The organism is Bacteroides sp. CAG:633, from assembly GCF_000435115.1.
GTDB classification, from domain to species: Bacteria; Bacteroidota; Bacteroidia; order Bacteroidales; family Bacteroidaceae; genus Bacteroides; species Bacteroides ndongoniae.
On sequence record NZ_FR883003.1, the window covers coordinates 1 to 10,267 of the forward strand.

The following is a 10,267-nucleotide window of genomic DNA, read 5'->3' on the forward strand; positions in this document are numbered from 1 at the left end:
TCCCCCCCGGCCCCTCTCCCAAGGAGAGGGAGGGACGGAGCGGGAGTAAATCTGGCGGTATACTTTCCATCCTCTTTCACTCATATATGTCTAATTATGAAGAATATAGAATTGTAAGATATTGATTGTGAATCGCTTTTGATGGGTGGTAAAAACGCAAAAAAACTGCGTCTCTACACGAACGGGACAGATTCAAAACAGGTTATCTGATCCATGTCCGTGTAGAGACGCATTCGAAACATGTTCTCACTCCTGAGCAGGTGTGCGCTTACTTCTTCATGCGCAACACGCGGATGCCTGTCCATTTATCATTGTTCTTCAGCATCTGCGACAGTGCGATACGCGATACGGTCACCTTTTTCGCAGTAGAAGAGGCATGGAGCAGACTCAATTTGCCATCCACATAGAATGCAATACCCATGTGGGCAATGTCCAGTCCCGGAATATTGGTGGTGATGGCTATGATATCACCGTTCTTAATCCACGGCAGACCGTTGACTGGAAGCTTGTCCTCAGGAATATAATGAATCTCTTTTTTTGACAGTTCTTTTTCTATTTTTTTGATCTTTCTCATATCCTCGGGCGAATCGGCCAATTTCCAATACTGTTCCGGATGGGTACTCATATAGTTGACCGTCACTTTCTGCGTATAAGGACTCTTCTTTTCGGTGATATCCTCAAGAAAGCCATTTCGAACACCATTCTCTGCCCAATCGGTGATATAATGCAAACGTGATGCATATCCGTCAATACGTCCGTTCCGATAACGGATTCGCTGGACATTGTTTGCAAAATCTCCTTCGGCCACCTGTCCGTCTTCGGTCGGCGAAAGTGACATGGCCAGCGTGTATTCGACAAAAGTGGTGCAATCCATCTCGTCGCAATTGACAACCAGATCTTCTTTCACTTCCCCGTCCAGTGTATGAGCCACATAAGGGATATCCAGAAAGCCAAGGCCATTGCTCAGCATCACCTCACCCGGATCTTCCTGAGCATAAGTCGAAATAAAAGGTATAGCCATACACAGTATGCTACACAAAATCTTTGTAATTATTTTCATCGCTTTATTAAAAAAAAGATTGTTACATTTCTATTCTGCAAACTTCAAGCCTTCGCGCAGCCATTTTTCCAATTCTCCGGTCCACTGACGCTTATAAGAAAAGTCGTCGCGGAATCCCCAGCCGTGTCCGCCTACAGGATAGGCATGAAGAGTGGCAGGTACTTTCTGTTTGACTAAAGCCATATAGTAGTTGATGCTGTTGACAGGAGGGACAGCTGCATCATCTGTCGAAAGCATAATGAAAGCTTGCGGAGTACGGGAAGTGACTCTGTTTTCAAGAGAATAATCCCGTACCAGTTCGTCAGACGGATTCTCGCCTAACAAATTGTTCCGGGAGCCCTGATGGGTATCTGCTCCCATCGTGATAACCGGATAAAACAGAATCTGGAAATCGGGACGGGTTTCATCACTGCCGTAAAGCGTAGCCAAAGATGCAGCCAAGTGTCCGCCGGCTGATGCCCCCATGATGCCTACACGCGCAGGATTGACATTCCACTCGGCTGCATGCTGACGTACAAGGCGAATAGCCTGTTCGGCATCGGAAAGAGGCACTTCACGATGACCGTTCGGCATTCTGTACTTCAAAACAATATAAGTAATACCTTGCGCATTGAGCCAAGGTGCCATATCATAGCCCTCGTGCGCCATCGCAAGGCGGGCATAGCCGCCTCCCGGACACATGATAATGGCCATACCGTTAGGGCAGGAGGGACGATAAACCGTAATAGAGGGTGTCACGACATTGGCTACCAGTCCGCCATTCAGATCTTCTTGCGTCCCGGTCAGTCCATTCGTATTAGGAGCCCCATCGGGCCATAACGGAAGCTCGATGGGATTTTGTGCATATAACATAGTTGTAATGAATGAAAAAAGTAAAACTAGAATTTTTTTCATGATATTCTGTTTCTAAAGGTTATTTCGTCTTCATGGAAGCCTTGATAAAGTAGAAAATAAGCACAGCGTAGGCAACAAGCGACAATACCTCCGACCAGGAGTTGGAAAGCCAAGCCTCGTTGACGAGATTGATGTTGCCGAAACGCATGGCTGCACTGACAACTCCCATCAAAGCACCGCCGGCAATAAATCCGGAAGCCAGCAATGTTCCCTTTTCGCCACGTCTTGCATTAACAGCTGCGTCCTTGCTGCGGCTGGTAACATACCAGTTGATGGCACCTCCCACAATCAGAGGAATATTCAGTTGCAAAGGAATAAACATACCCAATGCAAAAGCCAATGCAGGCACCTTACAGAACGTCAGCACGATAGCCAGTAAAGCACCAATACCGTAAAGAAGCCAGGGAGCACCCACACCACTCATCAGCGGTTCGATAACGGCTGCCATGGCATTGGCCTGAGGAGCAACCAGATCACCGCTTGTAAATCCATAGGTCTTGTTCAGGATAATCATTACACCTCCTACCGTTGCTGCCGAAACAATGGTTCCCAGGAATTTCCATGTTTCCTGCTTGACCGGAGTAGTACCCAACCAATAACCGATTTTAAGGTCTGTAATAAAGCCACCAGCCATGGACAGAGCCGTACAGACAACACCTCCCATCACCAGTGCGGCTACCATACCCTCAGGACCTTTCAGTCCGACAGCTACCATAACCACGGAAGCCAGAATCAATGTCATCAAGGTCATGCCCGATACAGGATTGGTTCCTACAATGGCAATGGCGTTGGCAGCGACAGTCGTAAAGAGGAACGAGATACCGGCCACAAGCAAAATGGCCACCACCGTATGCATCAGATTGCCCTGCATCACATCGAAATAGAAAAACAGGAAAACCAGAATCAGCGTAAGGATAGAACCTACTACAATGATTTTCATGGAAAGGTCGCGCTGAGTACGTTTCACGTTACTTTCTGCATTCGACTTTCCGCCCATCTCTTTGGCTGCCAATCCTACAGCACTCTTAATGATACCCCAGGATTTGATGATACCGATGATACCGGCCATAGCAATACCACCGATACCGATGCTCTTGGCATAATAATCGAATATCTGTTCGGGAGTCATGCTGCCGACAGTTGCCGTAATATCCGGATTCCACTGATTAAGCACTTCATTTCCCCAAATGAGTGACATACCGGGAATGATGATCCACCACACAGCCAGCGAACCGGCACAGATAATGGCTGCATACTTCAATCCTACGATATATCCCAAACCGAGCACGGCAGCACTTGTGTTCACCTTGAAAACCAGCTTTGCCTTTTCGGCCAGCATTTCGCCCCACATACAAACACGGGTAGTGAAGTTTTCGTTCCACCAACCGAAAGTAGCTACAATGAAATCGTAAAGACCACCCACAAGACCTGCCATCAGAAGAGGTTTGGCCTGATTGCCACCTTTTTCGCCCGATACAAGCACCTGGGTTGTAGCTGTGGCTTCGGGGAAAGGATATTTACCGTGCATGTCGCTGACAAAATACTTGCGGAACGGTATCAGGAACAGGATGCCCAACACACCTCCGAGCAGCGAACTGATGAACACTTGCATAAATGTCACCGTAATGTCCTCGGGATAGGTCTCCTGCAATATGTATAATGCCGGCAATGTAAAAATGGCTCCGGCTACAATAACACCCGAACTGGCACCAATGGATTGTATGATCACATTCTCGCCTAAAGCGTTTTTCCGTTTTCCGGCACTGGATATTCCGACAGCAATGATGGCAATAGGAATAGCAGCCTCGAACACCTGGCCGACCTTCAGTCCCAAATAGGCTGCCGCAGCCGAAAAGAGGACAGCCATAGCAATACCCCACAATACCGACCAAAGATTCACCTCCGGATATTTCCTGTCGGGACTCATCAACGGGTTGTATACCTCGCCCGGCTTTAATTCTCGAAAAGCATTTTCCGGCAAACCGGTCTGTTTTTCTAGTTCTTGTTCCATAAGTTAGCAGTTATTTTATGTTTATAATCTTAATTTCCAAATACATACGTTGGATTAATACAAAAAAGCAGGCACGGATTACATAACGAATCACGAACAAAATTCAGTTGTTCTGTGATAGATTGTGTAATCCGTGCCTAAAAGTACATTAAAAATCTGATACCGCCACTATTTTGGTATCAAAAAGTTACTTATTTCTTTTCTTTGGCAGTCATATCCCCTTCTACGTACAACCGCATCATTTCGGTTTTGGCATTGGTTCGCAGCGTAATGGACTTTTTAAAATGTCCCGGATATTTGCCGGCTCCGTTATAAGTTATCTTTATCGTACCCGTTTTGCCAGGAAGTACCGGTTCCTGTGTGTATTCGGGCACCGTACATCCGCAAGAAGCAATAGCCTGATGTATGACCAGAGGAGCATCGCCCACATTGGTAAATGTGAAAACACAGCTGACCACCGGACTATTCTCGGAAAATGTTCCAAAATCGTAAGATGTTTTATCAAACTTAATGTCAGCCTTACCTTGCGCAAAAGCATAGCTTATGCCCACAAGGAGCATTGCCATATACAATACCAGCTTTTTCATTTTTATTTCGTTTTTTAGATTCAACCGCGGCAAAGTTAGCCTTTTTTTATGGAAATGGAAGTTTCCGTATGCGAAATAGTATTAAATAGTAGATTTACTGTCACCTTTTCACTACATATAATAAAAAAGCGCGTTTGCATATCTCGCTAAAAATTCCGAATATTGCGACCAAAATCAGAAACCCGTTATTTTGGACATGCTACACGTGAATACGGAAACCATACATATCAGTAATCTGGCTATCGGATATCCCGGAAAGAAAAATGTAAAAATCGTAGCAGAAGGTATTCAAGCCGGAATCAACAGCGGCGAACTGACTTGCCTGTTAGGATCCAACGGAGTGGGGAAGTCTACACTGCTCCGAACATTATCCGCCTTCCAACCCAAGTTGAGCGGACAGATACGCATTCTGGGGAAAGATATAGAAGAATATACAGACAAGCAGATGGCCAAAGTGATCAGTGTGGTTCTGACCGAACGGTGCGACGTCCAGAATATTACTGTCACCGAACTGGTCGGATTAGGACGCAGTCCTTATACTGGCTTTTGGGGAATATTGTCCAAAGAAGACAAGGCCATCGTAGAACAGGCTATCGGGCAGGTAGGCATAAGACACCTGGCCCACCGAATGGTACATACCTTAAGCGACGGCGAACGGCAGAAAGTCATGATAGCCAAAGCACTGGCGCAGGAAACCCCCATTATTTATCTGGATGAGCCGACTGCCTTTCTGGATTTTCCCAGTAAAGTAGAAATGATGCAGCTGCTGCACACGCTTAGCCGCCAGACCAACAAAACCATTTTCCTGTCCACGCACGACTTGGAACTGGCACTGCAGATAGCAGACAAGATCTGGCTGATGGACAAGAACAAAGGGGTTGTCATCGGAACTCCGGAAGATCTCTCTCTGGATGGCAGTCTGAACCAATTTTTCGTTCGCAAAGGCATTGTTTTTGAACCAGCGACCGGACTGTTCAGGGTAGATTACGAATGTCCCTTGAAAATAGGGCTGAAAGGGCAGGGACAACGATATGCCATGGTGCAGAAAGCACTGCAACGCAATGGCATTGAAGGCGACAGCCACTTCACTGATATCTATATTGATACCGATGAAAACAACAGCAACCAATTTGGCATACACGTTCACGGAAAGGAAGTGATCTGTACCGACAACATAGAAGGTTTGCTGAAGATAATAAAGCAACTGAAATAGTATTTTGAATATCATGCACCATTCAAAAGACAATTATACGTACCTGACAACGGCCTCCGTTCCCCGTTTAGTCATCTCATTGGCCATACCGACAATTATCAGTATGCTTGTCACTTCTTTCTATAATATGGCAGATACCTACTTCGTGGGGAAAATCAATACGCAGTCAACGGCAGCAGTAGGCATTGTTTTTTCGGTCATGTCCATCATACAGGCCATAGGATTTTTCTTCGGTCATGGCTCCGGCAACTACATCTCGCGCAAGTTGGGAGCCAAAGAGCTGGACAATGCGCATAAAATGGCTGCTACAGGTTTTTTCCTGGCCTTGTTCATGGGAGCGATGCTGACCGTTGTAGGCCTGTTGCTGCTTACTCCTCTTTCCCTGGCATTGGGATCGACCCCGACCATCCTGCCGTACACCGAACGCTACCTGGGGATTGTTCTGTTAGGAGCTCCCTTCATGACCTCGTCGTTAGTACTCAACAACCAGATACGCTTTCAAGGAAATGCCTCGTATGCCATGGTAGGCATTGTTACCGGAGCCGTCATCAATGTCATATTGGATCCGATTCTGATCTTCGGACTCGACATGGGCATATCCGGAGCAGCATGGGCCACCGTTATCAGCCAGATATGCAGTTTCACCCTGCTGCTTTTCATGAGCCGCCGGGGTGAGAATATACGTATCAGTTTCAGCAACTTCACCCCTTCGCGCTCCTTTATCAAGGAAATCATCGGTGGGGGAAGTCCGTCGCTGGCCCGTCAGGGACTTGCCTGCGTAGCTACCATCCTGCTGAACATTGCGGCAGGTGCCTATGGAGATGCCGCCATTGCCGGCATGTCCATTGTGACCAAAATAGCCATGTTCATCAATGCGTTCCTGATAGGTTTCGGACAGGGATTCCAGCCGGTTTGCGGCTTCAACTACGGAGCCGGTCTGTACGCCCGGGTACGTCAGGGGTTCTGGTTCAGTGTCAAAGTAGGATTTGTATTTCTGCTGGTTTGCGCCGTATCGGGCATAGGCTACGCCGAAGAAATCGTTGAACTGTTCCGCAAAGGCGACCCGGCAGTGATTGCTGTGGGTGCCGCGGCATTGCGGTGGCAATTCATCACCTTCCCGTTAGGTTCGTGGATCATCGTCAGCAACATGATGCTGCAAACCATCCGCAAACCGGTACGCGCCACTTTGCTTTCATCGGCCCGTCAGGGACTCTTCTTTATTCCTCTCATCTTCATATTGCCTCATTTTCTGGGTTTGCAGGGAGTTGAAATGTGCCAAGCCTGCTCGGACGTACTGTCTTTTCTGCTTGCCATTCCACTGACATGCGGCGTACTTTCCGAGATGAAACGGAAAGAGAAGCTTGGTAATGTGCCGACGACGTAAAGAAGAATAATCATCAATTCCGTGCCTAAAAGAAAGCGGTTCCTTCATTTGACCCACTTTTTTCCTCTTGTAAGAATGCCTCAGCCTTAGCCAGCGTTTCAGGTTTCCCAATGTCGAACCAGTGGAAACCTTGAAGCGGACAGCCTTGTATCCTGACCTTATCGCAAACAGACAGATAGAAAGGAACAATGGAAAACTTACCGCTCCATTGAGGTCCTTCCATATATCGGAAAAGAGTGGGGGAAATCACATGAATGCCTCCAAAAGCATACTCCAGAAAGCGATCCGGATCGGGGACAAACCCCTGCGGCTTTACTTCGCCCGTAGCTTTGTTAATCCAACCGTGCAACCGGTTTCCGGCATCGAACAGTAAATAACGCGAAGTTTGCCGCTGGCTGACCAGCAAGGTGGCATCGGCTCCGCTGCTGCAATGGGCACGATAGAAGCCGGCCAGATCGATATCGGACAGAATATCAGCGTTATGAACCAGAAACGGTTCGTCACCCTCTAAAAACGGACGGGCCTTCCGAATGCCTCCACCGGTGTCGAGCAATTCATCCCGCTCGTCGCTGATGTGTATGTTCACTCCAAAATGATGATGAGCCTCCAGAAAATCAATAATCTGCTGACCCAAGTGGTGTATGTTGACGGTAATGTCATCGAATCCCGCCTCTTTCAGTTTCTCGATAACCCGCTGAAGCATCGGTTTACCGCCCACCGGAACAAGCGCCTTAGGCGTATGATCGGTCAAAGGACGGAGCCGCGTACCCAGTCCGGCTGCAAAAATCATGGCTTTCATAACTACAAATCTTATACTGAACAAAAAACGGATTATAAACTTACGGATATATGCTGCTCCCGATGGACGAGCCGCACCTGCACACCAAACTTCCGATGCAGATGTTCGGCTACATGCTGGGCACTGTAAACAGAACGATGCTGTCCGCCCGTGCATCCGAACGAAACGGAGAGACTGGTAAACCCACGCTCCATATAACGCTTGACAGAAGCATCGACCAAGGCATACACATGCTCCAGAAAGACCGTGATTTCTCCGTCATCTTCCAGGAAACGGATCACCGGTTCGTCCAGTCCGGTCAGCGATTTATAGCGTTCGTACTTTCCGGGATTGTGGACGGCCCGACAATCGAACACAAAACCGCCCCCATTTCCGGACGTATCTTCCGGTATACCTTTTTTATACGAGAAACTGGTCACTGTAACAACAAGCGGCGATTTTTTCTCCGCAAACTGGTCCAGTTCGGTCAGCCGGCGCAACACCTCACACAAATAAGGATATTCCGGATAAGGCTCGCGAAGCAACTGGCGCAAACTGTCTATGGCATACGGCACACTCTCCAGGAAATGTGCCTTTTTCTCGAAGTAACCCCGGAAGCCATAAGCCCCCAATACCTGCAAAAGACGGAACAATACAAAATGCCGCAAGCGATGCTGAAAATCCGGCTCGCTGATCGCCGTATACTTCTGTGCTGCAGACAGATACTCCCGGATCAGTTCCTGTCGGAGTTCTTCCGGATAGCGTGCCTTTGCCTGCCACAGGAAAGACGCCACATCGTAATAGACCGGTCCTTTACGGCCTCCCTGAAAATCGATAAACCATGGAGCACCGTCTTTTATCATCACATTACGGCTCTGGAAATCGCGATACATGAAGGTAGACGTATTGTCCTGCAAAAGCACCTCCTTCATTTGCTGGAAATCATCTTCCAGGCGGTCTTCCTGAAAATCGAGTCCGGTAGCTTTCAGGAAACAATACTTGAAATAGTTCAAGTCCCACAAGACGCTGCGACTGTTGAACTGCGCCTGCGGATAGCATTCGGAGAAATCCAGCCCGTCGGCTCCGGCAAACTGAAAGTCGGGAAGCAGACGGATGGTCTGTCGCAACAGGTCCTTCTCCCTTTCGGAGAACACCCCGGTGCTGCGTCCCTGTCCGATGGCATCGAACAGAAGGACATCGCCCAAATCGTCCTGCAGATAAAACCGCCCGTCTTCCGACCGGGCTACGACTTTAGGCACCGGCAACCCTTTGGCCTGAAAATGCCCGTCCAGATAAAGGAAAGCCTCGTTTTCGTCGACCGATTCGCCTTCGACTCCGATTAAATCTGTCACTCCCTTCAGACGGAAGTACCGACGGTTGGAACCCGCTGGCGTCAGTCTGACAATTTCTTCCGGATCCTGCCCGGTATGGTTTCTATAAAGTTCTCTAAGCTCTTCTGGTATCATAAATGTCTTTTTATTCTATCATTATATTTCAATACTGATGATTCCACCATAAGGCGTCAAAGCACTGAAAGCCTCCTCCGGCTTCACCAGCCCGGCATATATCTGCGCACAGATAAGGACGCCTCCATGAGCGAATATGGCAACACGCTGATAATCCGCTTTTTTCAGCTCATCCAGAAACTGGCTGACACGCTGGTACTGCATGGCAAAGGATTCGCCTCCGGTGGCGGCTACGTTCAGATAATCGGCATACCATTCCTTCAGACGGGGATCGTCGTTCGTCTGGAACGGCTTCATTTCCCAGGCTCCGAAATTTATCTCCATAATACGACGGTCGCGCGTAGCGTCGGGATAGCCGCAATAAGCAGCCAGCCTTACGCACCGTGTCAGCGGGCTGGTATACACTTTGTCGAAAGGCAGAAACGCTTTCAGCCCTGCGGCCGTGACAGCCGCTTCCTGCTCGAAAGTTGCCTTCAGAGGCACATCGGTCTGCCCATAGCACACCCCGGGAGGAACATCTACCGAGGTATGTCGGATAAGAATCACTTCCATATATTGACTATTTCTTTTCTTAATAATAATGATACATCCACAGGCTTCCCAAATAGAAAGCCAATTCGCACAGCAGGAACATGGCCCCGCAACAATCGCCCGTATACCCGTTCAGGCGTCGCTTCATCAGTCGGCACAACCCTGCAAACACGACCACCGGAAACAAAGCAACCGGCCACATGCCGAAAGGAAGCAGGCAAACCAAAGGCAACGCGCCACCGGCCAGAGCCAACAGGAACTCGCTGACCCTCATGCGCTGGTACACGACGTGTGCCTTGCTCTCTTCCTCCTTCCGCGCATAAGGAAGGAAATTGATCAGTTG

Annotated in this window: 10 protein-coding genes; 2 read left to right on the forward strand and 8 right to left on the reverse strand. The window is 48.4% G+C overall.

The features are described from left to right. Positions 1–268 precede the first annotated feature (268 nt). The 4 genes from QVP67_RS02645 to QVP67_RS02660 form a co-directional block, all read right to left on the reverse strand. On the reverse strand, positions 269–1,060 hold the full coding sequence (locus QVP67_RS02645; protein WP_022162004.1) for an N-acetylmuramoyl-L-alanine amidase-like domain-containing protein: 792 nt from the start codon (positions 1,058–1,060) through the stop codon (positions 269–271). A 30-nt stretch (positions 1,061–1,090) separates the two neighbouring features. Further along, entirely contained in the window at positions 1,091–1,954 is an 864-nt protein-coding gene (locus tag QVP67_RS02650) for an alpha/beta hydrolase (protein WP_022162005.1), read from the reverse strand. Between the two features lie 19 nt (positions 1,955–1,973). After that, positions 1,974–3,965, reverse strand: coding sequence for an OPT family oligopeptide transporter (locus QVP67_RS02655; RefSeq protein ID WP_022162006.1), 1,992 nt, complete (start codon positions 3,963–3,965; stop codon positions 1,974–1,976). A 191-nt stretch (positions 3,966–4,156) separates the two neighbouring features. After that, complete coding sequence (locus QVP67_RS02660) at positions 4,157–4,552, reverse strand: DUF1573 domain-containing protein (RefSeq protein ID WP_022162007.1); 396 nt, start codon at positions 4,550–4,552, stop codon at positions 4,157–4,159. Positions 4,553–4,757: 205 nt separating this feature from the next. Between QVP67_RS02660 and QVP67_RS02665 the strand changes: the two genes are divergently transcribed. Continuing rightward, on the forward strand, positions 4,758–5,765 hold the full coding sequence (locus QVP67_RS02665) for an ABC transporter ATP-binding protein (protein WP_277122237.1): 1,008 nt from the start codon (positions 4,758–4,760) through the stop codon (positions 5,763–5,765). 10 nt (positions 5,766–5,775) lie between these two features. Next, positions 5,776–7,149: an MATE family efflux transporter gene (locus QVP67_RS02670; RefSeq protein ID WP_288179828.1), complete on the forward strand. Its 1,374-nt coding sequence runs from the start codon at positions 5,776–5,778 to the stop codon at positions 7,147–7,149. A gap of 25 nt (positions 7,150–7,174) precedes the next feature. On the opposite strand, the gene QVP67_RS02675 is transcribed toward QVP67_RS02670, so the two are convergent. The 4 genes from QVP67_RS02675 to QVP67_RS02690 form a co-directional block, all read right to left on the reverse strand. Next, positions 7,175–7,948 (reverse strand): nucleotidyltransferase family protein, encoded by a 774-nt coding sequence (locus QVP67_RS02675; RefSeq protein WP_022162010.1) that lies wholly within the window; start codon positions 7,946–7,948, stop codon positions 7,175–7,177. 32 nt (positions 7,949–7,980) lie between these two features. Continuing rightward, on the reverse strand, positions 7,981–9,393 hold the full coding sequence (locus QVP67_RS02680) for a RapZ C-terminal domain-containing protein (RefSeq protein WP_022162011.1): 1,413 nt from the start codon (positions 9,391–9,393) through the stop codon (positions 7,981–7,983). Positions 9,394–9,414: 21 nt separating this feature from the next. Beyond that, positions 9,415–9,945, reverse strand: coding sequence for an alpha-ribazole phosphatase (cobC, locus tag QVP67_RS02685; protein ID WP_022162012.1), 531 nt, complete (start codon positions 9,943–9,945; stop codon positions 9,415–9,417). 19 nt (positions 9,946–9,964) lie between these two features. Further along, on the reverse strand, positions 9,965–10,267 hold a 303-nt coding region (locus QVP67_RS02690), incomplete at its 5' end, for an adenosylcobinamide-GDP ribazoletransferase (protein WP_288179827.1).